The sequence below is a fragment of the Stenotrophomonas sp. ZAC14D2_NAIMI4_7 genome (assembly GCF_003086675.1).
Taxonomy (GTDB): Bacteria; Pseudomonadota; Gammaproteobacteria; order Xanthomonadales; family Xanthomonadaceae; genus Stenotrophomonas.
The window spans coordinates 2,106,484-2,130,188 of the sequence record NZ_CP025995.1; the positions used below are offsets into that span (position 1 = coordinate 2,106,484).

Annotated in this window: 22 protein-coding genes; all 22 read right to left on the minus strand. The window is 66.8% G+C overall.

Annotated features, from left to right (window positions below; all coding sequences use genetic code 11):
* Positions 1 to 1,383, minus strand: coding sequence for a FliI/YscN family ATPase (locus C1922_RS09705; RefSeq protein ID WP_108749560.1), 1,383 nt, complete (start codon positions 1,381 to 1,383; stop codon positions 1 to 3).
* On the minus strand, positions 1,380 to 2,021 hold the full coding sequence (locus tag C1922_RS09710; RefSeq protein WP_108749561.1) for a FliH/SctL family protein: 642 nt from the start codon (positions 2,019 to 2,021) through the stop codon (positions 1,380 to 1,382). Before C1922_RS09710 ends, C1922_RS09705 begins: the two co-directional genes overlap by 4 nt.
* On the minus strand, positions 2,018 to 3,004 hold the full coding sequence (gene fliG / locus C1922_RS09715) for a flagellar motor switch protein FliG (RefSeq protein WP_108751550.1): 987 nt from the start codon (positions 3,002 to 3,004) through the stop codon (positions 2,018 to 2,020). Before fliG ends, C1922_RS09710 begins: the two co-directional genes overlap by 4 nt.
* A 7-nt stretch (positions 3,005 to 3,011) precedes the next feature.
* A complete protein-coding gene (fliF, locus tag C1922_RS09720) occupies positions 3,012 to 4,658 on the minus strand; it encodes a flagellar basal-body MS-ring/collar protein FliF (RefSeq protein ID WP_108749562.1) in 1,647 nt (548 codons plus the stop codon).
* A gap of 12 nt (positions 4,659 to 4,670) precedes the next feature.
* Entirely contained in the window at positions 4,671 to 5,036 is a 366-nt protein-coding gene (gene fliE / locus C1922_RS09725) for a flagellar hook-basal body complex protein FliE (protein ID WP_108749563.1), read from the minus strand.
* A 282-nt stretch (positions 5,037 to 5,318) separates the two neighbouring features.
* Complete coding sequence (locus C1922_RS09730) at positions 5,319 to 5,600, minus strand: hypothetical protein (RefSeq protein WP_234413491.1); 282 nt, start codon at positions 5,598 to 5,600, stop codon at positions 5,319 to 5,321.
* A gap of 175 nt (positions 5,601 to 5,775) precedes the next feature.
* On the minus strand, positions 5,776 to 7,284 hold the full coding sequence (locus C1922_RS09735) for a sigma-54 dependent transcriptional regulator (RefSeq protein WP_108749564.1): 1,509 nt from the start codon (positions 7,282 to 7,284) through the stop codon (positions 5,776 to 5,778).
* The gene (locus C1922_RS09740) at positions 7,281 to 7,658 is read right to left on the minus strand and encodes a response regulator transcription factor (protein WP_049460600.1); all 378 of its coding nucleotides are present in this window, start codon (positions 7,656 to 7,658) and stop codon (positions 7,281 to 7,283) included. The genes C1922_RS09735 and C1922_RS09740 overlap by 4 nt, the downstream gene beginning before the upstream one ends.
* 14 nt (positions 7,659 to 7,672) lie before the next feature.
* Complete coding sequence (rpoN, locus tag C1922_RS09745; RefSeq protein ID WP_108749565.1) at positions 7,673 to 9,082, minus strand: RNA polymerase factor sigma-54; 1,410 nt, start codon at positions 9,080 to 9,082, stop codon at positions 7,673 to 7,675.
* 329 nt (positions 9,083 to 9,411) lie between these two features.
* Entirely contained in the window at positions 9,412 to 10,044 is a 633-nt protein-coding gene (locus C1922_RS09750; RefSeq protein ID WP_049460605.1) for a response regulator transcription factor, read from the minus strand.
* Between the two features lie 91 nt (positions 10,045 to 10,135).
* On the minus strand, positions 10,136 to 10,714 hold the full coding sequence (locus C1922_RS09755; protein WP_108749566.1) for a PilZ domain-containing protein: 579 nt from the start codon (positions 10,712 to 10,714) through the stop codon (positions 10,136 to 10,138).
* Entirely contained in the window at positions 10,711 to 11,004 is a 294-nt protein-coding gene (locus C1922_RS09760; RefSeq protein ID WP_108749567.1) for a hypothetical protein, read from the minus strand. Before C1922_RS09760 ends, C1922_RS09755 begins: the two co-directional genes overlap by 4 nt.
* A complete protein-coding gene (gene fliS / locus C1922_RS09765; protein ID WP_108749568.1) occupies positions 11,001 to 11,417 on the minus strand; it encodes a flagellar export chaperone FliS in 417 nt (138 codons plus the stop codon). The genes C1922_RS09760 and fliS overlap by 4 nt, the downstream gene beginning before the upstream one ends.
* Before the next feature lie 129 nt (positions 11,418 to 11,546).
* Positions 11,547 to 12,962: a flagellar filament capping protein FliD gene (fliD, locus tag C1922_RS09770; protein WP_108749569.1), complete on the minus strand. Its 1,416-nt coding sequence runs from the start codon at positions 12,960 to 12,962 to the stop codon at positions 11,547 to 11,549.
* Between the two features lie 440 nt (positions 12,963 to 13,402).
* Entirely contained in the window at positions 13,403 to 14,575 is a 1,173-nt protein-coding gene (locus C1922_RS09775) for a flagellin (RefSeq protein WP_108749570.1), read from the minus strand.
* Between the two features lie 93 nt (positions 14,576 to 14,668).
* Positions 14,669 to 15,865 (minus strand): flagellin, encoded by a 1,197-nt coding sequence (locus C1922_RS09780; RefSeq protein ID WP_108749571.1) that lies wholly within the window; start codon positions 15,863 to 15,865, stop codon positions 14,669 to 14,671.
* Positions 15,866 to 15,937: 72 nt separating this feature from the next.
* The gene (locus C1922_RS09785; RefSeq protein ID WP_108749572.1) at positions 15,938 to 17,158 is read right to left on the minus strand and encodes a flagellin; all 1,221 of its coding nucleotides are present in this window, start codon (positions 17,156 to 17,158) and stop codon (positions 15,938 to 15,940) included.
* A 406-nt stretch (positions 17,159 to 17,564) separates the two neighbouring features.
* Entirely contained in the window at positions 17,565 to 18,767 is a 1,203-nt protein-coding gene (gene flgL, locus C1922_RS09790) for a flagellar hook-associated protein FlgL (protein ID WP_108749573.1), read from the minus strand.
* Complete coding sequence (gene flgK / locus C1922_RS09795; RefSeq protein ID WP_108749574.1) at positions 18,767 to 20,644, minus strand: flagellar hook-associated protein FlgK; 1,878 nt, start codon at positions 20,642 to 20,644, stop codon at positions 18,767 to 18,769. Before flgK ends, flgL begins: the two co-directional genes overlap by 1 nt.
* 8 nt (positions 20,645 to 20,652) lie before the next feature.
* Positions 20,653 to 21,861, minus strand: a complete 1,209-nt coding sequence (gene flgJ / locus C1922_RS09800; RefSeq protein ID WP_108749575.1) for a flagellar assembly peptidoglycan hydrolase FlgJ — start codon at positions 21,859 to 21,861, stop codon at positions 20,653 to 20,655.
* Between the two features lies 1 nt (position 21,862).
* Positions 21,863 to 22,963: a flagellar basal body P-ring protein FlgI gene (locus C1922_RS09805; protein ID WP_199912243.1), complete on the minus strand. Its 1,101-nt coding sequence runs from the start codon at positions 22,961 to 22,963 to the stop codon at positions 21,863 to 21,865.
* A gap of 44 nt (positions 22,964 to 23,007) precedes the next feature.
* A complete protein-coding gene (gene flgH / locus C1922_RS09810) occupies positions 23,008 to 23,700 on the minus strand; it encodes a flagellar basal body L-ring protein FlgH (protein WP_108749577.1) in 693 nt (230 codons plus the stop codon).
* Between the last annotated feature and the right edge of the window lie 5 nt (positions 23,701 to 23,705).

Consider the following 23,705-nt stretch of genomic DNA (forward strand, 5'->3'; position numbering starts at 1 on the left):
TTAGTTCTCTTGTTCCACCAGGCGCTGCAGCGCGGCCTGGCTGTGCGGAAGATCGGCGGCCTTGGCCACGTCCTGGCCGAGGAATTCCATGATTTCCGGCCAGCGTTCCAGTGCTTCGTCGGTCGCAGCATCGTTGCCGCGCTGGTAGGCGCCAATGGCGATCAGATCGCGGTTGGCCGAATAGGCCGACACCAGGCGCTTGAGCTTGCGGATGCGCAGGCGCCACGGCTCGTCGGCGATTTCCGTGACCACGCGGCTGACCGACGATTCCACGTCGATGGCCGGGTACAGGCCACTGTCGGCCACCCGGCGCGACAGCAGGATGTGGCCGTCCAGGATCGCGCGTGCCGCATCGGCAATCGGGTCCTGCGGGTCATCGCCTTCGGTCAGCACGGTGTAGAACGCGGTGATCGAGCCGCGGCCCTTGGCGCCGTTGCCGGCACGTTCCACCAGCGCCGGCAGCTTGGCGAACACCGACGGCGGGTAGCCGCGGGTGGTGGGCGGTTCACCCACCGACAGGCCGATCTCGCGCTGCGCCTGGGCGAAGCGGGTGAGCGAATCCATCAGCAGCAGTACGTTCAGGCCCTGGTCGCGGAACCATTCGGCAATGGCGGTGGCGCGGTAGGCGCCGTGCAGGCGCGCCAGCGGCGGGCGGTCGGCCGGGCTGGCCACCACCACCGCGCGGCGCAGGCCTTCTTCGCCCAGGGTGGTCTCAACGAAATCGCGCACTTCGCGGCCACGTTCACCGATCAGCCCGACCACGATCACGTCGGCGGCGGTGTAGCGGGTCATCATGCCCAGCAGCGTCGACTTACCGACACCGGAGCCGGCGAACAGGCCCACGCGCTGGCCACGGCCGATCGGCAGCAGCGCATTGATCGCGCGCACGCCCACGTCCAGCGGCTGGGTGATGGGCTCGCGCGCAAGCGGGTTGATCGACACACCGGCCATGCCGACATGGCCTTCGGCACGGATCGGGCCCTTGCCATCCAGCGGCACGCCGTCGCTGTCGATCACCCGGCCCAGCAGGCCTTCGCCCACTTCCACACCGCCACGTCGCGCCGAGGGCACCACCCGTGCGTTGGGCAGCAGGCCGTGCAACTCGGCGCTGGGCATCAGGTAGGTGCGTTCGCCGGCGAAGCCGACCACTTCGGCATCCACCCAGCCACCATCGACCACTTCCACTTTGCAGCTGGCGCCCAGCGGGGCTTCGCAGCCCACCGCTTCCAGGGTCAGGCCCACCGCGCGGCGCAGCACGCCCTCACGGATCAGGCCGCGGCCGTGTGCGGTGTCCACGCGCAGACTGTCCAGACGGCCGGCCAGGCGCAGGTTGCGGGCCACGGTCCAGTCCGCCGGCGGCGGCAGGTGCGGTTCGGTGTTCATGCATTGGCTCCGGTCTGGCGGATCACCGCATCCAGGGCACCACGCAGGCGTGCTTCCAGGGTGCCATCCACGCGCACCGCTTCGGCGTGCACGCGCAGGTCGCCCCGGCTCAGGCTGGTGTCGGGCACCAGCCGCTGCTGCGGTGACAGGGTCAACAGCGGCGACAGCGCGGCGATGTCATCGGGATGCAGGCGCACTTCCACCTCGCGGGTAGCGCCGCCCACCGCGTCCACGGCTTCACCCACCAGCTGCGCCAGCAGGGCGGGGTCGGCCTCGTAGGCGCGGCCGACCAGCGCGCCGGCAATGCGCACGGCCAGCTCGCCCAGCGCACCGACCACTTCATTTTCCAAGCGCACCAGCGGGCGGCTGAAGTTGTCCAGGATGCCTTCGATCTGCGCGACCAGGCGGCGCACCTCGGCCTGGCCCTGGCCGTAGCCATCGCTGTGGCCCTGGGCAAAGCCTTCCTTTTCCGCGCTGTCCTGGATCGCCTGGATCTCTTCCAGCGTGGGCAGCTGCAGTACCGGCTCCGGCTCGTGCTCCGGGTCGGGCTCGGTCAGCTCGAACACATCCTCCTGCTCCAGCTCGGGTTCGGGCTGGGCCAGCAGGTCCGGGGCGAGCCAGCGCACGACATTGCTCACAGCATGGCCTCCGCGCTGCCGCCGATGGTGACCGTGCCTTCATCGGCCATGCGCTTGACGATGGCCAGGATCTCGCGCTGCGCGCCTTCCACGTCGGACAGGCGCACCGGGCCGCGTGCTTCCATGTCTTCCAGCAGGATTTCAGCGGCACGCTGGGACATGTTGCGGGTGATCTTGTCGCGCACCTTGATGTCGGCACCGCGCAGGGCCAGGCCCAGGCGCTCGCCGCTCACTTCGCGCAGCACCAGCTGCATTTCGCGATCGTCCAGATCCACCAGATCGTCGAACACGAACATCAGGTCCTGGATGCGGCCGCTCAGCGGCGCGTCGATGCGCGCGATCTCGCCCAGGATCGCCTGGTCCTGGCCGCTGTCCATGAAGTTGAGGATGTTGGCCGCGCACTGCACGCCGCCGATGTTGGACGACTTCAGATTCTGGTTGCCGGCGAACTGGCGTTCCATGATCTCGTTCAGTTCGTTCAGCGCGTTGGGCGGAATGCCGTCCAGGGTGGCGATGCGCAGCAGCACGTCCACCCGGGTGCGTTCGGGCAGCAGCTTCAGTGCATCGGCGGCCTGGTCGGTTTCCAGGTGGGCCATCACGATGGCGATGATCTGCGGGTGCTCGTTGCGCACCAGATCGGCCACCGCGCGCGGGTCCATCCACTTCAGCGCATCCAGGCCGGTGGTGTTGCGGCCCAGCAGGATGCGGTCGATCAGGTTGCCGGCCTTCTCGCTGCCCAGCGCCTGCACCAGCATGTTGCGGATGTAGTCGTCCGAACCCACCCCCAGCGAGGTTTTCGAGCCCAGCTCCTGGCTGAACTGGTCCATCACCCGTTCCACCTGCTCGCGGGTGATGTCGGTCATGGTCGCCATGGCGATGCCGATCTTCTGCACTTCCTTGGGTTCCATGTGGCGCAGCACCTCGGCCGCATCCAGTTCACCCAGGGACAGCAGCAGCACGGCAGCGCGCTGCACGCCGGTCAGTTGTGCCTCAGTCATTGGCCACCCACCCCTTGACCACCTGGGCCACGCGCTTGGAGTCGGTCTTTACGGCTTCACGGGCCATCCGCAGTCGTTCCTCATATGAATCCACCGGCAGGGCCAGTGCTTCGGCCCCGCCCAGGCTGACCCGGTCGGCGCCCAGCGCCGGCAGCGGGGTGCCATCGTCATCCACCAGCTGCACCTCCGCGCTGTGCGGTTCCAGTGCAGCGTCGTCGTCCTTCTTGGTCTGCCCGGTGATCGCGCGCAGGGCAGGGCGCAGCACGCCAAACAGCAGCGCCAACACCACGATGGCACCCAGCAGCATGCGACCGGCATCGTGCACCCACGGCAGTTCCCACCAGGCCGGGCCTTCCACCGGCGTGGTGTCTCGCACGAACGGGGCGTTCATCACCGACACGGTATCGCCGCGTTCTGCATTGAAGCCCACGGCCTGCTTCACCAGCGCTTCCACACGGGTCAGCTCGGCGGCCGACAGCGGCTGCGGGGCGACCTTGCCGTTGGCACCGGCGCGCGGCACGTTGTCCACCAGCACCGCCACCGACACGCGCTTGATGCGGCCGGCCGGCTGGCGGGTGTGCTGCAACGTGCGGTCCAGCTCGTAATTGCGGGTGGCGTTCTTGCTGCTTTCGGTCGGCGTCTGCGCGGTGGGCGGTGCCGCCGGCTGGCCCGGCGGGCTGTTGCTGGTCGCGCCCGGCACGCCCTGCGGGCCCGGCGTGGTGCTGGTGTTCTCGCTCATCTGCTCGCTGCGCAGCTTCTGCGGTTCACCGTTGTAGAGTTCGCGCGCCTCCTCGGTCACCGAGAAGTCCATGTCCACGCTCACTTCCGGATTCACCCGGCCCGGGCCGGTCATCGGTTCCAGCAGTTCGCGGATGCGCTGGTTGAACGAGGTTTCCTGGCGGCGCACCTGTTCGAACTGTGCGGCGTTGACGGCCGCTTCGCTGTTGGGGTCGCTCACGCTCAGCATGCGACCGCTCTGGTCGACCACGGTCACCCGTTCCGGCGCCAGGTCGGGAATGCTGGCCGCCACCATGTGCACGATGGCATCGACCTGGCTGCGTTCCAGCTGCTGGCCGCCGCGCAGTTCCAGGGTGACCGAGGCGCTGGCCACGTCACGCTGGCGGGTGAAGGCGCTGGGCTTGGGAATGGCCAGGTGCACGCGCGAATCGCGCACCGGGCGCAGGGTGTTGATGGTGCGCGACAGCTCGGTTTCCATCGCGTGCTGGTAGCGCGCGCTTTCCACGAACTGGCTGACGCCGAAGCCCGGGTCGCGCTCCATCAGTTCAAAGCCCAGTTTGCCGCTGTCGGTCAGGCCGGAACCGGCCAGCTTCAGGCGCGCATCGTGCAGGTTCTTTTCCGGCACGGTGATGCCGCCGGTGGCCGGATCCAGCTCGAACGGAATCTGTGCGGCGCGCAGCAGGTCGGTGGCTTCGGCGGTGGCCTTCTGGTCCAAGCCGGTATACAGCGGCACCATGCCCGGCTTCTGTGCCCAGAAGAACACGGCAAGGCCTGCCGCCACCGCCACGGCGATCATCGCCATCAGACCCAGGCGGCGGGTGATCTGCAGACTTTGCAGCCGATCGAACCACTGCCCGGCCTTCTCGGCGTTCAGGGATTCCTTGGAGAGCGTCAGTGCCATGCGGTTGGATCCTTACAGCGGCATGTTCATCACGTCCTGGTAGGCCTGGACGAGACGGTTGCGGACTTCCACGGTGGCGCGGAAGGCGATCTGGGACTGTTGCGAGGCGACCATCACCTTGGCCAGGTCGGCGCTGGGGTCGCCCATTTCGAAGGCCTTGGCCAGGGCGCCGGAGGTCTGCTGGGCGTCGTTCACGCTGGACAGGGCGCCGCGCAGGGTTTCGGTGAAGCTGGGCGGCTGCACCTGCGGGGCGTCCAGCACCGCGTTGGGCAGGGCATTGCTGCGCGGCGCTTCGGCCAGCGGGTTCAGCGCCGGCTGTCCCATCTGGGTCTGATAGGAGCGGATCTGGGAAAGGATCGAAGTGACGGAGTGGGACATCTGCAACGGTTCCAGAAACAGGGATGGGGGCGTTCGTCTGGAAGCAGTGCAAGCGGCGTGCCGAAACCGGTTTTTGATTCAGTGTGGTGAGGGTGGGGTGTGTTCCTGGCAGGGCTTGCAGCCCTGCACCCGCTGTAGAGTCGAGCCATGCTCGACTGAAGCAGCGTCAAAGCTGGCATTCGACAGGTGCTCGCGATCTGTCGGAGTGGCATCGTGCTCTGGTAGGTGTCGACCTTGGTCGACACAGTAAATCCACGCCATGCGTGCATGGAGCGGCGCCATTTAACCGGCGTCGGTTTTCTGGCCTATGGCTGCGGGGTCCAGCGGCCGGAATTCTGGCGCTGCCGGGGGGGGGCGATGGGGCCGTCGTGCTGGGTGTAGATGGAAGCGGACCTGGTGGTCGGTCAGGCAGGTCAGCAGCAGGGTGTAGTGGGCAGGGCCGGCCGGGTGGGCTTCGTTCATCTGGATTTCCGCGATATGCGGGGCCAGGTGCCGGTGACGGTAGCTGCCGCCGATGGCCAGAGACGGACAAAGCAGGGCGATGAACAGCGTGGAGCGAGGCATGGTGGGATCTCCGTAGGTTGTCCCTGCCATGCTCCGTAAAGCGATGCCGATGCCTTCAGGAAAACGTGCAAATGCAAAGGGGTCGGACCCCTTTCCAGCGGAAAGGGCTCCGACCCCTCTGGGATCGCGTGGGGTCAGAGCCCTCTCTTGGAGAGGGATCTGACCCCTATGGCGCTCAGCTGGCCAGTTCGGCCGGTTCGCGTTCGATGCCGTACTTGCGCAGCTTTTCCACCAGGGTGGTGCGGCGCAGGCCCAGCAGCTGGGCGGCGTGGGCGACCACGCCCTGGGTGCGTTCCAGGGCTTCGTTGATCAGGCCCAGTTCGATGTTGGCCATGTGGTTGCGCAGGTCCAGGCCGTCGTCGGGCAGGGCTGCCGGGGCGTTGGCGCGGTTCACCGCAATGCCGTGCTCCAGTGCCGGCTGGCCGCCGCTACCGGGGGTGTGGAAGGAGAAGCTGCGCAGGTCCAGGCGGTCTTCGCTGGCGGCCACGGGTGCCGGGGCGGGGGCGGGCGCTACCGGGGCCAGCGCGGCGTCGCCGCGGTAGCGGGCCGGCAGGTCCTGCACGCGCACCGAGCCGCCCGGGTGCAACACGGCCAGGCGCTCGACCAGGTTGGTCAGCTCGCGCACATTGCCCGGCCATTCGTAGCCGGCCAGCGCCTGCAGGGCCTCGGGGGTGAAGCGCACTTCGCCCCGGCCGGTGCGGGCCAGCTGCGCGGCGATGGTTTCCACCAGCGCAGGCAGGTCTTCGCGGCGTTCGCGCAGGGCCGGTACATCGATCGGGAACACGTTCAGGCGGTAGAACAGATCCTCGCGGAACTTGCCTTCGGCAATGCGGGTTTCCAGATCGCGATGGGTCGCGGCAACCACGCGCACGTTGCAGCGGATGGTCTGGTTGCCGCCTACGCGTTCGAAGCTGCGTTCCTGCAGCACGCGCAGCAGCTTCACCTGCATGGGCAGGCTCATGTCGCCGATCTCGTCCAGCAGCAGAGTGCCGCCCTCGGCCATTTCGAAACGGCCCTTGCGCGCGGTCAGTGCGCCGGTGAAGGCACCTTTTTCGTGGCCGAACAGTTCGCTTTCCAGCAGGTCGGCCGGAATGGCGCCGCAGTTGATGGCGACGAACGGGCCGTCACGGCGCGGCGAGCGCTGGTGGATGGCGCGCGAGACGACTTCCTTGCCGGTGCCCGATTCGCCCAGCACCAGTACGGTGGTGTCGAAGGCGGCCACCTGTTCGATCATGGTGCGCAGGCTGGTCACCGCCGGGCCGGTGCCGGTCGGGCCCTGGTCCTGCACGGCGCCGGCCTGGTGTTCGGCATCCAGCCGCTTCAGGCTGGCGCGGCGCAGCAGGGCTTCCATCTGCGCATGGCGCAGTGGGGCTTCCAGCGGCCAGATGTTGGCTTCATGCAGGCCATGCTGGCGGGCGAACGTGGCGGCATCGCCATCGGCCAGCAGCACCGGCGGCGGCAGGCTGCTGCCACCCAGCCACGCGTACAGCGCGGTGCTGGCAGAGCTTTCGTCCAGGCTGCCGACGATCACCGCCATCCAGTCGTTCTGGCGCTGGCGGCCCAGGTCGAAGTCGGCTGCGTCGGAGACCCAGCGCGGGTTGAAATCCATGAATTCCAGCAGGGCAACGGTGCGCTCGGCGCGCACGGCATCGTTGTCCAGTACCAGGATGCGCGATTCGCTCACGATCTATCCTCCCTGAGGCCTTCCAGGATGGGCATGACTTCCTGGATATAGGACAGCTTGCTGACGAAGTTGTCGGCGCCGGCGCGCAGCGCGTGTTCGCGGTGCTCGACGTCGTCGAAGTGGCTGGCAATCACGATGTACGGGGCATCATCCTGCGATTTGATCAGGCGGGTGGCCTGCAGGCCGCCCATTTCCGGCATGGCCAGATCCATCAGCACCACCTGCGGGCGCAGGCTTTCCGAGCGCTCGATCGCTTCCAGGCCGTTGCCGGCGCTGCCAACGATCTGCAGCCAGTCGATCTTGCGGAAATGACGCATGGCGGCGTTGATGAAACCTTCATGGTCATCGACCAGCAACACTGTGAGCTTGTTCATGTCCAACATCCTTTTCAGCCCACCCGGGCCAGCTGGGGTTGCCTGGCGCTGATCCGGCGCCGTTCGCGGGCCGGAGCGATATCCAGTTGTTCGCGGTATTTTGCGACGGTTCGGCGGGCAATGTTCACCCCCTGTCGCGACAGCAGGCCGGCGATGGCCTCGTCGGCCAGCGGGCGACCGGCCGGTTCGGCGTCGATCAGGCGGCGCACCATGGCTTTCACGGCCTGCCCGGACACGCTGGCGCCCTCCAGTCGCACGGCGAAGAAGTGCTTCAGTTCGAACGTGCCGCGGGGGGTCTGCAGGTACTTGCCGGTGGTGATGCGCGAAACGGTGGATTCGTGCATGCCGATCTCTTCGGCCACTTCCTTCAGCGTCAGCGGTGCCATGGCTTCGTCGCCACGGACCAGGAAGGCGGCCTGGCGTTCGACGATCACCCGCGCGGTGCGCAGCAGGGTGTCGTAGCGCATGGACAGGCCGCGGCTGAACCAGCGGGCTTCCTGCAGCATTTCGCGCAGGGCCGGGGCAGCATCGGCGGTGTCGGCCAGGGCCTGTTCGTACTGGCTGTTGATCGATACCCGGCGGCTGGTGGCCGGATTCAGCGCCACCTTCCACTGCTCGTCGGCATGCCAGGCCACCACATCCGGTACCACGGCCACGTTGGTGTCGGTCTGCAGGCTGTCGCCCGGGCGCGGCTGCAGCGACAGGATCAGGCGCACCGCTTCACGTACGTCGTCCACTTCGGCGTCGTGCTGGCGGGCCAAGGCCAGGTAATCGTGGGCGGCCAGAGCGTCGAGCGCGCCTTCCAGGATGCGCCCGGCCAGGTGACGGCCCGGGACCAGGCCCTGCAGGCTGTACAGCTGGGCCAGCAGGCATTCGCGCAGGTCCTGCGCGGCCATGCCGGCCGGTTCGCCGTGCAGCAGCTGCTGGCGGATGGCTTCCACGCCTGCGGCGTCGATGTCGAACTGGGCGCTGGCCAGCAGGTGCAGCTGGGCCAGCGGGGCCTGCAGGTAGCCGGCGTCATCGCAGTGTTCCAGCCAGAACGCGGCGATGGCCAGGCCACGGTCGTCCAGGTCCAGTGCCAGGCGCTGCAGCACGCGCAGCTGCGGGTCGCTGGATTCGCCGGCGGCAATGCGCGCCATGCGGTCGTCGTCGCCGTCCTGCCAGCTGGTGCCGGCCACGTCCCACATGGACGATTCGGGCAGCTCGTCGAAGGCCGCCGTTTCCAGGGTGGTGGCGGCGGCGTCGCTGGCGTCGGCAACGGGCGCTTCGGCTTCTTCGATTTCCAGCAGCGGATTGGAATCGAGCAGGCGCTGGATTTCCTGTTCCAGGTGCAGGCCATCGAGCTGCAGCAGGCGGATCGACTGCAGCAGCTGCGGCGTCAGGTGTAGTTGTTGGCCCAGCTGGGTCGAGAGTGCAGCCTTCATCGTGGTTCCCCGGCACCGCTCCCCGGCGCCTTGTGGAACACATCTTGCTTTTGATCCGGCAGGTCCGGAATCGGGGGGTTCCTGAGGCGCCTGGTTGAGTTCCCGACACGCTGTAGGGGAATTCCCTACGAAAGCGCGGGAAGTTGACGATGGCCGCGGCTAAATCGTTGATTGCTGGTGCGCGAGGCCGGGCAAAGGTGGGTCAGGTTGTACGGAAACCTGTCAGGGCCTGTCGGGGTGACGGGAAGTCGTCGCCGATGCAGGGCCCGGGTCGGTAGGGTCGACCGTTGGTCGACCGCCGCACCAAGCGCGGGTTTTCCGGCGGACGATCATTCCAGCTCGTGCTGGTGGCGGGCGGCCAGCAGCAGCAGATCGTTGGCGCGGCGGCAGCCCAGCGATTCCATCATGCGCGCACGGTGGGTCTCCACCGTCTTCACGCTGATGCCCAGGTCGGCGGCGATTTCCTTGTTGCTTTCGCCCTTGCCGATCTGCCGCAGGATCTCGCGCTGGCGGGGCGACAGCGCGGCAATGCCGGTGGGCTTTTCGCGGCCCAGCATGGGCGCCAGCATCTTGGCCGAGATCTGTGGGCTCAGGAATACCTGGCCGGCATGTGCAGCGCGCAGGGCCAGTTCCAGTTCCTGCGGCGCGGCATCCTTCACCACGAAACCCACGGCGCCGCGGTCCAGTGCATCGCGCACATGGGCAGCATCGTCATGCATGGTCATCATCACCACCCGGGTGCCGGGTGCGCGCAGGCGGATGTCGCTCAGCGCTTCCAGTCCGGTGCGGCCGGGCAGGGAAAGGTCCATCAGCACCACGTCGGGTGCATGCTGCAGGGCCAGTTGCAGCGCCTGTTCGGCGTTGCTCGCTTCGGCCACCAGCTGCACGTCGGCAAATCCCTGCAACAGCCGCGCCAGGCCGGCGCGAACCAGAGTGTGATCGTCGACGATGAGAACTCGCACAGGCACGCAGCAGGTCCGTGAGGGGAGTCCACCTTAACTTAGCTGAACGGGCCCGCCAAGGCCCGTCGGCCGCGCACTACGGTGACAGCGTTCAGCGCGCCCGGCGCGCTTCGGCAACCTGTCGACGGTGTAGACGGAAAAGGTGGCGTTCCATGGCCATTTCCAGGCCATCGCCCAGATGACTGAAGCGCAGCCACAGGAAGTGGCCACCGCTGCCGTCGGCGGCCTCGGCCACCACCTCCACCGGCAGGTCGATATGGTCGGGCAGCCAGTCGCTGGGCTGCAGGCGGACGACGCCGGCCTGGCCGGGGCTGGCGCCGCTGCGCGGGCCCAACTGCAAGCGGATGCCGCGCCGCGACCAGCGTACCGGGCGCAGGGGCAGGTCGTGGCCCTGCTGGCGTACCAGCCGGCCCAGCAGCACCATGGTCAGGTCCAGCTTGGCTTCCAGGCGCTGCAGCTGCAGGGTGGCCTCGCTGCGCTCCTCGTGCTCGTCCACCCTGCTGTCTTCCACCAGGGCCAGGCTGCGCAGCAGCGCTTCGGCATTGCCGGTACGGCCCAGCGCGCTACCGGCCTGGAACTCGGCAGGCAGGGCCAGTTCGCAGCTGAGCGTTTCGTCGAACAGCTCGCTTTCGGCCGGGTGGTGCAGCGAGGTGGTCGGCAACAGGGTCATGCCAGTGATTCTGCCTGCAGGTATGCATGGGCGGCGCGAAGGGAGCGCTGGCCATCCTGCAGCTGCACGGCAACTGCATCGCGGCGCTGGCGCAGCAGGCCCAGCAGGCTCTGCTGGCGGTCCAGCAGTGCCGACAGCGGGGCGTGGTCGGCACTGGTCAGCGGCTGGCTCAGCAGGGCGTGAAGGGTGCCATCGTGGCCGTCCAGCAGGCTGTCGGCCTGGTCGAAGGCATCTTCGTTCAACGCCTTTTCAAAGGCGTCCAGCTGCGCGTGCAGATCGTTCAGGCTCACGGCGCCACCGCCGCCGGACGGCGCTGTTCCTGCGGAATCGCGTTCCACGCACCGTCGATCTCGCTCAACAGCTGCAGCGATTCATCAAGGGCGACCCGATCATTGTGCAGGTTCGCTTCGGTCAGCCGCTGCAGCACGTAGTCGTACAGGGACGACAGGTTGCCGGCGATCTCGCCGCCGGCTTCATGGTCGAGCGAACCATTCAGGTGGCCGACGATCGCACAGGCCTCACCGATCGCCTTGCCCTTGCCGGACTGGTCGCCGCGTTCAAGGCTGGCCATTGCACGACGCACGCGTTCCAGCGCACCGGCCAGCAGCAGTGCCACCAGCTTGTGCGGATCGGCATCGGCGACCGCACTGGTCACACCCACCTGGCGATACTGTTCGGCGTATTGACGGCTGGAACCGTACATTCGTGATTCTCCCTTGCGCTGTGTGCCGCCGACGGATCGTCAGGATCCGTGCCGGCGGCACTGCGGTGATTGCTGATGCTTCTGTTATCGGTGCGAACGTGGCCAAACTTGAGCCGCGTTCGCCTGCAATCAGCCGCTCAGCTGGGCCAACTGCTGCGACAGGGCGCTGCTGCTCTGCTGCAGCTTGCCCATCAGGCTGTCCAGCGCCAGGAACTGCTTTTTGTAGCGCTCGGCGACGCCTTCCATGCGTGTGTCCAGGTCGGCGCGGCGCTTGTCGATGTCGGTCAGCGTCTTGTTCAGGCTGTTGGTGCGCGACACGAAGGCGCCTTCCTTGCCCACCGTGGTGCTGACATAGCCGTCGACCATCGAATAGAGCTTGCCGGCGCCGCCGGTGTCGCCGGTAATGGCCTGGCGGATCTTCTCCGGCTGGTTGGCCAGTGCGGCGGCAAACTTCGTGGTGTCCAGCACCAGGCTGCCGTCGGCATTGGGGTAGCCGCGCGTCTGCAGGCCCAGCGTCTTCGGGTCCAGGCCTTCGGCTGACAGATCCTTCAGGATGCTGCTCATCTGCGCGCGCAGCTGGCTCATGGCGCCACGCATCTGCGCGTCGCCGGTGAGCGAGGCGGCTTCCTTGGTCTTGGCGTCGTAGGCGGTTTCGGTGTTGATGGCCGCCAGCGCCGCGTTGTAGGCAGTCACGAACTCGTGCATCACCTTGGTGGCAGCAGTCGTATCGGTGCTGATGGTGACCGTGCTTTCACCCTTCATCTTCAGGTTGAGGGTCAGGCCGGGCACCGCGTCAGCCACGGTGTTGCTGGCACTGACCACTTCCACACCGTCGATGGTCAGCTTGGCGTCCTTGGCAGCGGTGTTCTCTTTCAGGCTGCCGACCAGCGAGGTCAGGCCGGGATCACTTCCCGCGTATTCCAGCTTGATGGCGTTGGCGGCGCCGGTTTTTTCCTGGGCAATGGACAGGTACTGGTTGTCGCCCGAGCTGATCAGCGTGGCCTGCACGCCTTCCTTGCGGCCGGCGGCATCGATCTTGTTGCGGACCGTGGTAAGCGTGTCGCCTTCCTCGACCTCGACGTTCATGGTCTTGGCCTTGTCACCCACGCCAACGGTCAGCGTCAAGGTTCCGGCGGCGAAGGTCTGGGTCTTCGGTACCGAGGTATCGGCAATCAGCTTGTGCGCGGTAGCCAGTTCCAGCACGTTGACCTTGTGCGTGCCATTGGACGCGGCGGCCTTGGTCGTACCCACGTCATACAGCGCCACCGTTGCCGTCAGGATCTCGTCGGTGCTGTTGGTGCCGCCCTTGCTGGCGGTAACGGTGCGGGTATCGAAGGCAGTGGACGCCTTCAATGCGGTCAGTGCGGTCTTCAGCTTGTCGAAGGCCGAGGTGATGGTGCCCACAGACGAGAGCTGTAGTTTTGCCTTGGACTGCTGAAGGTTCAGTGCGTTGTCGGCCGGCTTGCGGTCGGCTGCCACCAACTGGCTGACCATGCCGGAAATATCCAGGCCCGAGCCAATGCCACCGTATCCAAAGTCTGCCACGTCGTTTCTCCTGGTAGCCGGGACCACCCGCTGTGCGGTGGGCCGTTGTCAACGAAAATAGCGGCCTGCGCCGCCGGGTCTTGAGGACTTCGTTGATGCATGTCCCGTGCCACTGCCCGCAGGGCGGTTCTGGCACGCCGGTTGCAGGAGGGTAGGGGCAGGGTGCGGGTATGTTCACCGCGGGCTGCCGGGAGTCTGCAAAAAGCCCTCCCCCAAGGTAGGGGAGGGATCAGGCTACTGACAATCGGGGGGAGACGAAGCCACCCGGTACGTACAGTCAAGAGTACAGCGCTGAAAGAGAGGTCCGCAGGGGCGGGCGATGCCAAGCCGGTTCGGGGTGTTCCCGGGCCGGGCATGGCCGGCATCTGCGATGGCCTTGTCCTTCTGGTTGCCGCTACCGTCGGTGTGAACCGACGGTAGCGGCGCCTTCTTGCCGGGGATCAGCGCAGCAGGCTGAGCACGCCCTGCGGTACCTGGTTGGCCTGGGCCAGCATGGCCGTACCGGCCTGCTGCAGGATCTGGGTACGGGTCAGTTCGGCGGTTTCCTTGGCGAAGTCGGTGTCCTTGATGCGGCTACGCGAAGCCGACAGGTTTTCCGACGAGGTCTGCAGGTTGGCCACGACCGAGGTGAAGCGGTTCTGGATGGCGCCGAGGTCAGCGCGGGTGCTGTTGATCGCACTCAGGGCCTTGTCAACGATTTCCATCGACTGCTGCGCACCCTTCACGGTGGACACGTCGATCTTGTCGGCGAACTGCTTGGTGGCAGCGGCACCGGCGGTGAAGCCCGCAACGGTCGAAGAGAAGGCGGTTGCCACACCAGCGTCGTTGACGCTGTCCTTGACCGAGGTCAGGGTCACTTCACCGGCCGCGTCGGTTTCGGCGTAGACGCCGGTTTCACCGATCTTGGCGTTGATGTGCGCGGCCAGTGCCTTGCCGGCGGCGGCCTCGTTGGCGGCTGCCAGGCCGACGCTCTTCACGTCCAGCTTGTCGAAGTTGACGACGGTGCCCTTGCTGTCGGTGATGGTGAAGGCAGCAATGGCGACGTCGGTGTTGTCAGCGCCGGTCACGGCATCGATGGTGGCGGTGGCGAACTGCGCGCCGCCCAGGGCATTGGCCTTGGCATCGATGGTCTTGTCGATGGCGATGGCCTGGCCTGCATTGGCGCCGACCTGGAACAGCTGGCTGGAGAACGAACCATCCAGGAGCTTGGTGCCGTTGAAGTCCGACTGCTTGGCGACGCGGTCGATTTCCGAAACCAGCTGGGTCACTTCGGCCTGCAGCGCCTTGCGGTCGCTGGCGGAGTTGGTGGCGTTGGCGGCCTGCACCGACAGCTCGCGGACGCGCTGCAGGTTGTTGCCGATTTCGGTCAGCGAACCTTCGGCGACCTGGGCCAGCGAAATGCCATCGTTGGCGTTGCGGATGGCCACGTCGGTGCCGCGGATCTGGGTGCCGAAACGCTCGGAGATGGCCAGACCGGCGGCGTCATCCTTGGCGCTGTTGATGCGCGAGCCGGACGACAGGCGCTGGATCGTGGTGGCCAGGGAGGCGCCGCTGGTGCTCAGGTTGCGCTGAGCATTCAGGGACATGGTGTTGGTGTTGATGACTTGTGCCATGGTGCTTTTTCCTTTGGCGGAGGTGGAGCGTGATTCAGTTTCAGAATCCGGGCACCGGCTCAGCCGGCGCCCGGAGATGGATCAAGGTGCGGATCAGCGCAGCAGGCTGAGCACGCCCTGCGGCACCTGGTTGGCCTGGGCCAGCATGGCCGTACCGGCCTGCTGCAGGATCTGGGTGCGGGTCAGCTCGGCGGTTTCCTTGGCGAAGTCGGTGTCCTTGATGCGGCTACGCGACGCCGACAGGTTTTCCGACGAGGTCTGCAGGTTGGCCACGACCGAGGTGAAGCGGTTCTGGATGGCGCCGAGGTCAGCGCGGGTGCTGTTGATCGCACCCAGGGCCTTGTCGACCACTTCCATCGCCTGCTGTGCACCCTTCACGGTGGACACGTCGATCTTGTCGGCAAACTGCTTGGCGGCCACGGCCGGGGCAGTCTGGCCAGCGGTGAAGGTGCCACCGGTGACGGCCACGGCGAAGCCCTTGAAGGCGCCGTCCTTGTCCACGCTGTCCTTGACCGAGGTCAGGTCCACGCCGGTGCCGGCGGTGTTGACTTCGGCATAGACGCCGGTTTCGCCGATCTTGGCGTTGATCGCCGCCGACAGGGCAGTGGCGGCAGCCTTCTGGGTGCCAGCGGCGGTGCCGGTGGCTTCGACCTTCAGGTCGGCGAAGGTGACAGCGTTGCCCTTGCTGTCGGTGATCGACAGGCCGGTGATGTTGGCAGCGGTGGTGCCGTCAGCCGGCAGGGTGACAGCCAGGGCGCCGGTGGCGAACTGCGCGCCGCCCAGGGCATTGGCCTTGGCATCGATGGTCTTGTCGATGGCGATGGCCTGGCCCGCATTGGCGCCGACCTGGAACAGCTGGCTGGAGAACGAACCGTCCAGCAGCTTGGTGCCGTTGAAGTCCGACTGCTTGGCGACGCGGTCGATTTCCGAAACCAGCTGGGTCACTTCGGCCTGCAGCGCCTTGCGGTCGCTGGAGGAGTTGGTGGCGTTGGCGGCCTGCACCGACAGCTCGCGGACGCGCTGCAGGTTGTTGCCGATTTCGGTCAGCGAACCTTCGGCGACCTGGGCCAGCGAAATGCCGTCGTTGGCGTTGCGGATGGCCACGTCGGTGCCGCGGATCTGAGTGCCGAAGCGCTCGGAGATCGCCAGACCGGCGGCGTCATCCTTGGCGCTGTTGATGCGCGAACCGGAGGACAGGCGCTGGATGGTGGTGGCCAGCGAGGCGCCGCTGGTGCTCAGGTTACGCTGAGCATTCAACGACATCGTGTTGGTGTTGATGACTTGTGCCATGAGGAGAGGTCCTTGAGCGGTTGCACGTGAGTTGGGTTAGACGCCCCCGACGTGCTTCGGGGGCGGCTCATGTCAGCGCTGCAACAGGCTGAGCACGTTCTGGGGTACCTGGTTGGCCTGGGCCAGCATCGCCGTGCCGGCCTGCTGCAGGATCTGCGTGCGGGTCAGTTCAGCGGTTTCCTTGGCGAAGTCGGTATCGCGGATGCGGCTGCGCGAAGCGGACAGGTTTTCCGACGAGGTCTGCAGGTTGGCCACCACCGAGGTGAAGCGGTTCTGGATCGCGCCGAGGTCGGCGCGCACGCTGTTCACCGATTCCAGTGCCTTGTCGACGATGGACAGGGCCTTCTGCGCGCCCTCGGCGCTGCTGACGTCCAGGTCCTTGACGAAGGTGCTGGTGACGCCGGTCAGGGTGCCGCCGTTGGTGCTGGACTGGGTCAGGCCGACGTTGGCCAGATCGGTCGGGACCGCACCGGTCACCGTGGAAGCGGGGCCCGCGGTACCCAGGGTGAAGGTCTGGCCATCCTTGACTGAGCTGAGGCTGATCACCCCGGCGTCGACCTTGGCCAGTACACCGGTTTCGCCGATTTTGTTGTTGATCGCGGCGGCGGTGGCAGCGCTGATCGATTCGCCGGCCTTGACCGAGATATCGCCGATGTTGACCGTGGTGGCACTGCCGCCCGGCGGGGTGACGATGACCTGCAGCTGCGAGTAGGTGGTGTCTGCAGCCGCCTTGTCGGTGGCCAGCGCAGTGCCAACGAAGGCATTTGCGAAGTTGACCGCGCCCAGCGCATCGGCCTTGGCGTTGACCACGCTGTTGATCGCGATGGCCTGGCCGGCGTTGGCGCCCACCTGGAACAGCTGGCTGGTGAAGCTGCCGTCCAGCAGCTTGGTGCCGTTGAAGTCGCTCTGCTTGGCAACCCGGTCCACTTCCGAAACCAGCTGGGTCACTTCGGCCTGCAGGGCCTTGCGGTCGCTGGCCGAGTTGGTGGCGTTGGAGGCCTGCACAGCCAGTTCGCGGATGCGCTGCAGGTTGTTGCCGACTTCGCTCAGCGAACCTTCGGCGACCTGGGCCAGCGAGATGCCGTCGTTGGCGTTGCGGATGGCCACGTCCAGGCCGCGGATCTGGGTGCCGAAGCGCTCCGAGATCGCCAGGCCGGCGGCGTCGTCCTTCGCGCTGTTGATGCGCGAACCAGACGACAGGCGCTGGATGGTGGTGGCCAGCGAGTTGCCGCTGGTGCTCAGGTTGCGCTGAGCGTTGAGCGACATCGTATTGGTGTTGATTACCTGTGCCATGGGGTCGTCTCCTCTTATATGGAACCCGTTGGTGAATGAAACGAAGCGCCGCCTGTTTTTTTTGTTTGGCTGTGTGCTTCGCCGTTGCCAAATGAATAACGGCGCTTTGTCAACAACCTTTAGGCGGGAATTTCGTCGGGGCCGTAATTCGTCGCGTGGGGCTGCTTTTTCCGGGGTTCTGCCTGCTCTGGGACAGGGCGGGGGAGGACCCCGGAAAGGGCGGTCGGGGTGGATTCGACCGGCGCCAGTAGAGGTATCGGCGCTGGTGGGCGAAGCTGAACGGCGATGTGTTTCGCCGGGCATGGCCCGGCGCTGCAGCGCACCGGCAATGCAAACGAAAAAGGCCGCGATGCTGGGCATCGCGGCCTTGAGGGGTTCAGCGGTGAAGGGGCCAGGCCCCGTCGGCTCAGCCGAGCTTGTTGAACAGCGACATCTGCTGCATCTGTGCGAACAGGGTCTGTGCGGCCTGCAGCGCAGTGTTCTCGAGCTGGTACTGGCTCAGCGCGTCGGCGTAGTCCAGGTCGCGCATCTGCGACAGGGTGGTCTTCAGGGTCACGCCATTGGATTCACGCATGTCCGCGGCGTTGTCAAGCGCCTTCAGCTGTGCGCCGCCCGAGGCGCGGGCGTCGATCATCCGCTCGGCGGCGCGGGCGACATCGCGCAGGCTGCTCTGCAGCGCGTTCTGCTGTACGGCCAGGGTCTGCGGCGTTCCCGTGTCGGCTTCCAGCGCGCCGATCAACGAATCCAGGGTGCCGAAGATGTCGCGGCTGCTGGATGGCGTCACCGAGAAGCTGTCACCGGCGGCAGGCTTGCCATCGATGTGCAGGCGCACACCGTTGACCACCAGGTCATCGCCGGACTTCATCGTGCCATTGCCCACCACCGTGCCACCTGCATCCAGCACCTCGTAGGTGTCGGCAGCGGTGAAGCGCACGCTGAAGGCCTGTCCGTTCCAGTTGTCAGTGCCATCACGGGTGATGTTGGTCAGCACGCCGGTGCCGGTGTTGCCAGCGGCCGGGCCACCATCGACGAAGCCGTCTCCGGTGGGGATGCGCAGGAAGACCTCGCTGCCCGGCAGTGCGTCACGCACGTAGGTATCCGGGCCGACTTCCACCTGGCGTTGGGTCTGGTCGCCGCTGTAGACAACGCTGCCACCCACCCGCGAGAACGGCGGGTTGCTGTCGTTGGTACCGCCGAACAGGTAGCGGCCGGTGCCATCGCTGGAGTTGGCCAGTGACAGCAGGTTGTCCCGGATCGCCTTGATCTCGGTCACCATGGACTGCTTGTCGGCCGGGGCCAGCGCCGGATTGTTGGCGTAGATGGTCAGCTCGTTGATACGGCCCATCATGTCGCCCACCTGGGCCAGGGTGTTTTCCTGCACGCCCAAGCGGTTCTGCACGTTGCCTGCGTTGAGCTTCATGCGTTCCAGCGCCGCCAGGGTGCGATCCAGCCCCACGGCGGCGCCGGCGTTCACCGGGTCGTCCTTGGCGGTGACGATCTTGCTGCCGGTGGCGATCTGCTGTTCCAGGTGGCTCAGTTTCGCCTGCTTGGACATCATCAGCGACACGGACTGGCTGAACATCATGCCGGTGGAAATACGGTTGTTCATCAACGCACCGCCTGCAGGATGGTCTGGAACATGTTGTCGGCGGTGGAGATCAGCTGTGAAGCCGCCTGGTAGGCCTGCTGCAGGCGAAGCATGTCAGCGGCTTCTTCGTCCAGGTTGACCCCGGAAATGGAATCGCGCGCCGACTGCGCCTGGTCGGTGATGACCTGCTGGGCACTGAGCGAGTATTCGGCCGAACGCGCGGCGGCGCCCACCTGGGTAGTCAGCCCGCCCAATGCACCGTTGAGGGTGACCGTGCCACCGTTGAATGCCTTGGCATCCTCCACCTTGGACAGGGCGATGGCGTTGCTGTTGTCCGATGAGCCGGCAGGGGTGGGCGTGATGTTGAAGGTGTCGCCGGTCTTGGGCGCACCATCCAGCACGAAGCTCCATCCATTGGCGCTGATCGTCTCGCCGGGGGTGTAGGTCTGCGGCGCGCCACCATCGATGGTGTAGGTGGTGGCCGAGGTGAACACGATGGCCGCCGGATTGCGGAGATTGGCATTGCTGGCGTCGGTGACGGTCACGCCGCTGAGCTTTCCGGTGCCCGTGTTGGCCAGCGCGGCCGCGCCCTTGATCGCGGCCGCCGCGGCAATGCGCGAGGCATCGGTGATTGCCACGCTCAGGCTGCCGGCGACACCTGCGGTGGGCTGTAGCAGGAATCGATCGTTGGTGGCCGGGGTACCGCCCACCACCAGTTCCACACCGCTGATGACCAGCGGGTCGGCAGCGGTGCCGGTGCCGGTCATGGGAATGGTGGCGCCGGTATCGGCTCGGCTGGCCTGCCACTGGGTACCGTCGTACTTCAGCACGATGTTCTGGGCGTCCAGCTTGGACAGGTCACCGTAGCTGGCGCTGATGGTCGCGGTGCCGGTATTGGCGGCGTTGCCGGTGACGCGGGGGGCGCCCAGATTGAAGAAGTCACCGCCCATCTGGCCATACAGATCCACGCCGTTGCGGTGGCTGCTGTTGAAGGTCTCGGCCAGGCCGACAGCCATCTTGCCCAGTTCCGCCTGCGCCGGGGTCAGTACGGTGTCGCGGAACTCCATCAGGCCACCGATCTGGCCACCGACGGCCTTCGGGTCCAGGGTGATGGTGCCACTCTGGGTCTGCAGGGCAAGCTGCAGCCGCTCGGGCTGGTAGGGATCGGCGACGGTGGTCACCTTCGATGCCGTCGTGCCCACCACCAGGGCGTTGCCGCCGGCGGTATAGACATTCATGAAGCCACCGTCCTGGATGACGGCAGTGCCACCGGTGTAGCCCACCAGCTGCGCGACCAGCTGGTCGCGGCGATCCAGCAGGTCCGGCGCGGCGCCGGCGATGTTGGTGCCGATGGCGCCGTTGATCTGCGCGATCTCCGATGCCAGGCGGTTGACCTCGGTGGCACCGCCGATCAGGCCGTTGTTGACCTCGCCGTTGAGATTGTTCAGGTGGGTGTTGAGCTGCTGGAAGCGGTTGGCCAGCGCATTGGCGCTGTCGAGCATGTTCTGCCGGTCGGCGGTGCCGGCGGCGTTGGACGACAGGCCGCTGACGGTGTCGAAGAAGTTCGACCACATGCCCGACACGTTGGTGGCGGTGTCCGAGAACAGCGCATCGACGCGGTCGGCCATGGTGGAAAGCTGCTGCAGCCGCGCCAGTTCGCCGCTGCTGTCGAGCAGGCGGGAGATCGCCAGCTGGTCGGCGGCGCGTCGGATGTCGACGATGCGGGTACCGTTGCCAACCTCGCCATACCCGAAGTTCTGCGGGGTGGCGGTGGCAAAGTCGACCTTCTGCCGGCTGTAACCGGGCGTGTTGATGTTGGCGACGTTGTGGCTGGTCGTCGCCAGCGCACGCTGGAAGGCGAGCAGGGCGTTGGTACCGGTGGAAAGGACGCTGGACATGGGGTTCCTCAACGGCGGGTGATACCCAGCGCCGCGGTTGCGGTGCTGGCGAAGGTCTGGCCAAGGCGGGCGCCGGCATCGGTCACCGCGGCAACCGCGCGTTCGATGGTCGGGCCACCGGCAATGGCGGCGATCTTGGCGGCGTAGCTCGGGTCGGTTGCGTAGCCGGCGCGCTGCAGGCCACGGGCGAAGCCCTGCACGTCGGTGCCGGCCTGCAGGGCCTGCTGGTAGCGCGGGCTGGTCTTCAGCAGGCGCACGTAATCGGCGAAGCTTTCGGCCGGCGAGCTGTAGGCGCGGAAGCTGGCGGTTTCGTTACGGCGCACGCCATCCACGTATTCGTGGGTGCCGGCCACCGCGCTCTGGCCTTTCCAGCCCGTGGCCTTGATGCCGAACAGGTTGTGCGAGGTGCTGCCGTCGGCATGCTTGATCTGGCGCTTGCCCCAGCCGGTTTCCAGCGCGGCCTGGGCGACCAGGGCGCGGGCATCCACGCCCAGTTCCTTGGCCGCGTTCTGCGCGTGCGGCCAGATGCTGGCCACGAAGCCTTCCGGCGTGTGCGCGCCCAGCTGGGCCACGGCGGTGCGGCTGGCCAGCGCGTCGGCGGCGGTGCCGGTGCTGCCACGGTTGCTGGCCGTGGGCGCCCATTGGTCGCTGGCGGCGGCCCAATCGGCGCCGCCAATGCTGCCCGCATACGGATCCTCGGTGCCCAGCGCACGGTGCGCGCTGCTGCTTTCGCGGCCGGCAATCAGGTCCAGCGCCTGTTCCATCGGTGCCACCGACGATTGCGCGCCGTCCTGCACGCCGGCGGACATCTGCTGCAGGATGCGCAGTGCATTGCTGGCATCTTCCAGCGGCAGCGGCAGCGGCAGCGACGGCGCCTGTGCCGGTGTGTTCAACTGGTAAGCACGGCTGGCCTTGGCCGGGTCCACGCGGGTGTCCAGCGCCGGGGCATCGCCCTGGTTGCCAGACAACTGGCGGGCGATGCTTTCGTGCAGCCCCAGGCCCTTGCCGCGGGTCAGGGTCTCGGCAATCTTCTGGTCGTACATGTCCCGGAAGACCTTGTTTTCGCCCGGGAACAGCGAATCGCCGAAGCTGGCATCGCGCATGCTCTTCACCAGCATCTGCGCGAACTGGCCTTCCAGCTGGCGTGCGACCTTGTCGATCTTGGCCGGATCGTTCTGCTGCGTCGGGTGCAGCTCAAGGGCGGGGGTGATACGCATGTCAGATCACCTCAAGCTCGGCGCTCAGCGCACCGGCCTGCTTCAGGGCTTCCAGGATCGCGATCAGGTCGCCCGGCGCGGCACCTACCGCGTTCACCGCGTGCACGATCTCGTCCAGGCTGGTGCCGCCGCTGAACTTGAACATGCGGCTGCCATCGTTGGTGGCGGTAATGGTCGATTGCGGGGTCACCACGGTCTGGCCACCGGCCAGCGCGTTGGGCTGGCTGACGTTGGCGTTTTCCTGGATGGTGACAGTGAGCGAGCCGTGCGAGATCGCCGCCGGGCCCACGCGCACCTGCTGGCCAATCACCACGGTGCCGGTGCGCGAATTGACCACCACCTTGGCCGGCGCACTGCCCGGGGTCAGTTCCAGGTTTTCAATGCGGGCCAGCAGGCCGATGCGCGCACCGGGATCCGTCGGCGCGCGCACGGCCACGGTCACGCCGTCCACCGCACGAGCGGCACCTTCACCGAAGGCATTGTTCAGCGCGCCAACCATGCGCGAAACGGTGGTGAAATCGTTGTTGTGCAGGTTCAGGGTGATCTCGCCGTTGGCGCCGAACACATCGGGCAGGGCACGTTCAACGGTGGCGCCGCCGGGAATGCGGCCCACGCTGGGCACGTTCACCGACACGCGCGAACCATCCTTGCCCTGCGCACCGAAGCCGCCCACGATCAGGTTGCCCTGGGCAATCGCATAGATCTGGCCGTCGGCACCGCGCAGCGGCGCCATCAGCAGCGAGCCGCCGCGCAGCGATACGGCGTTGCCGATGGAAGACACGGTGATGTCGATCGGCTGGCCGGGCTTGGCGAACGGCGGCAGTTCGGCGTGGATCGCCACGGCGGCGACGTTCTTCAACTGCGGGTTTACGTTGGCGGGCACGTTCACGCCCAGCTCGCCCAGCAGGTTCTTCAGGCTCTGCACGGTGAACGGCGCCTGGCTGGTGCGGTCACCGCTGCCATCCAGACCCACTACCAGGCCGTAGCCGACCAGCGCGTTGCCGCGCACGCCGCCCACCTGGGCCAGGTCCTTGATGCGCTCGGCACTGGCGGGCGATACCACCGCCATCACAAGGAAAATCGATCCGTAGAGCGACGCCATGCGTCGCTGCCACGTGGAAGAGAAGAGAGAGTTCATGACAGTACTCAGAACGGCGCCAGCGCCGAATTGAAGAAGCGGCTCAGCCAGCCCATGGCGTTGGACTGCGCCACGGCGCCACGCCCGCCGTAAACGATGCGGGCCTCGGCCACGCGGCTGGACGGCACCGTGTTGTCCTGGTTGATGTCGCCGGGGCGCACGATGCCCTGCACCTGCACCAGTTCGTCGCCCTGGTTCAGGCGCAGGTTCTTCTGCCCCTGTACCACCAGGTTGCCGTTGGGCAGGCGCTGCACCACGGTGACCGTCACGCTGCCCTGCAGACGGTTGCTCTGCGCGCTGTTGCCCTTGCCGGTGAACTCGCGTTCGCCATTGGCGCTGGCGCTCAGGATGTCCTTGCCACCCAGGGTGACCGGCGCGCCGAACAGCGAGGGCGAGCCGATGGTCAGGCCCGATTCCTTGCTGGTGGCGGTGTTGGCGCTGGTCTGCGCGGTGGTGTTTTCCAGCAGGGTGATCGTCAGCAGATCGCCGACATCACGCGCGCGGCGGTCTGCATACAGGTTCAGCGTCGGGCCGGCGGCGTAAATGGCGCCGGCAGTGGGCGGGGCCTGCATCGGCACGATCGGCTGCACCGGCGCCATGGCCGGGTAGGGGCGCACGTCGCCGGCGATCACGCAGCCGCCCAGCAGGGCAGTAACGGCGCAGCACAGCGCGGTGCGGGCGAAGGTAGTGATGGACGACATGGCGG

Excerpts from the sequence above, each read along its gene's own strand:
- C1922_RS09705 (WP_108749560.1), bottom strand. The coding sequence starts at position 1,383 with ATGAACACCGAACCGCACCTGCCGCCGCCGGCGGACTGGACCGTGGCC.
- fliF (WP_108749562.1), bottom strand. The coding sequence starts at position 4,658 with ATGGCACTGACGCTCTCCAAGGAATCCCTGAACGCCGAGAAGGCCGGG.
- fliE (WP_108749563.1), bottom strand. The coding sequence starts at position 5,036 with ATGTCCCACTCCGTCACTTCGATCCTTTCCCAGATCCGCTCCTATCAG.
- C1922_RS09730 (WP_234413491.1), bottom strand. The coding sequence starts at position 5,600 with ATGCCTCGCTCCACGCTGTTCATCGCCCTGCTTTGTCCGTCTCTGGCC.
- C1922_RS09740 (WP_049460600.1), bottom strand. The coding sequence starts at position 7,658 with ATGAACAAGCTCACAGTGTTGCTGGTCGATGACCATGAAGGTTTCATC.
- rpoN (WP_108749565.1), bottom strand. The coding sequence starts at position 9,082 with ATGAAGGCTGCACTCTCGACCCAGCTGGGCCAACAACTACACCTGACG.
- C1922_RS09755 (WP_108749566.1), bottom strand. The coding sequence starts at position 10,714 with ATGACCCTGTTGCCGACCACCTCGCTGCACCACCCGGCCGAAAGCGAG.
- fliS (WP_108749568.1), bottom strand. The coding sequence starts at position 11,417 with ATGTACGGTTCCAGCCGTCAATACGCCGAACAGTATCGCCAGGTGGGT.
- C1922_RS09775 (WP_108749570.1), bottom strand. The coding sequence starts at position 14,575 with ATGGCACAAGTCATCAACACCAACACCATGTCCCTGAATGCTCAGCGC.
- C1922_RS09780 (WP_108749571.1), bottom strand. The coding sequence starts at position 15,865 with ATGGCACAAGTCATCAACACCAACACGATGTCGTTGAATGCTCAGCGT.
- C1922_RS09785 (WP_108749572.1), bottom strand. The coding sequence starts at position 17,158 with ATGGCACAGGTAATCAACACCAATACGATGTCGCTCAACGCTCAGCGC.
- flgL (WP_108749573.1), bottom strand. The coding sequence starts at position 18,767 with ATGAACAACCGTATTTCCACCGGCATGATGTTCAGCCAGTCCGTGTCG.
- flgK (WP_108749574.1), bottom strand. The coding sequence starts at position 20,644 with ATGTCCAGCGTCCTTTCCACCGGTACCAACGCCCTGCTCGCCTTCCAG.
- flgJ (WP_108749575.1), bottom strand. The coding sequence starts at position 21,861 with ATGCGTATCACCCCCGCCCTTGAGCTGCACCCGACGCAGCAGAACGAT.
- C1922_RS09805 (WP_199912243.1), bottom strand. The coding sequence starts at position 22,963 with ATGGCGTCGCTCTACGGATCGATTTTCCTTGTGATGGCGGTGGTATCG.
- flgH (WP_108749577.1), bottom strand. The coding sequence starts at position 23,700 with ATGTCGTCCATCACTACCTTCGCCCGCACCGCGCTGTGCTGCGCCGTT.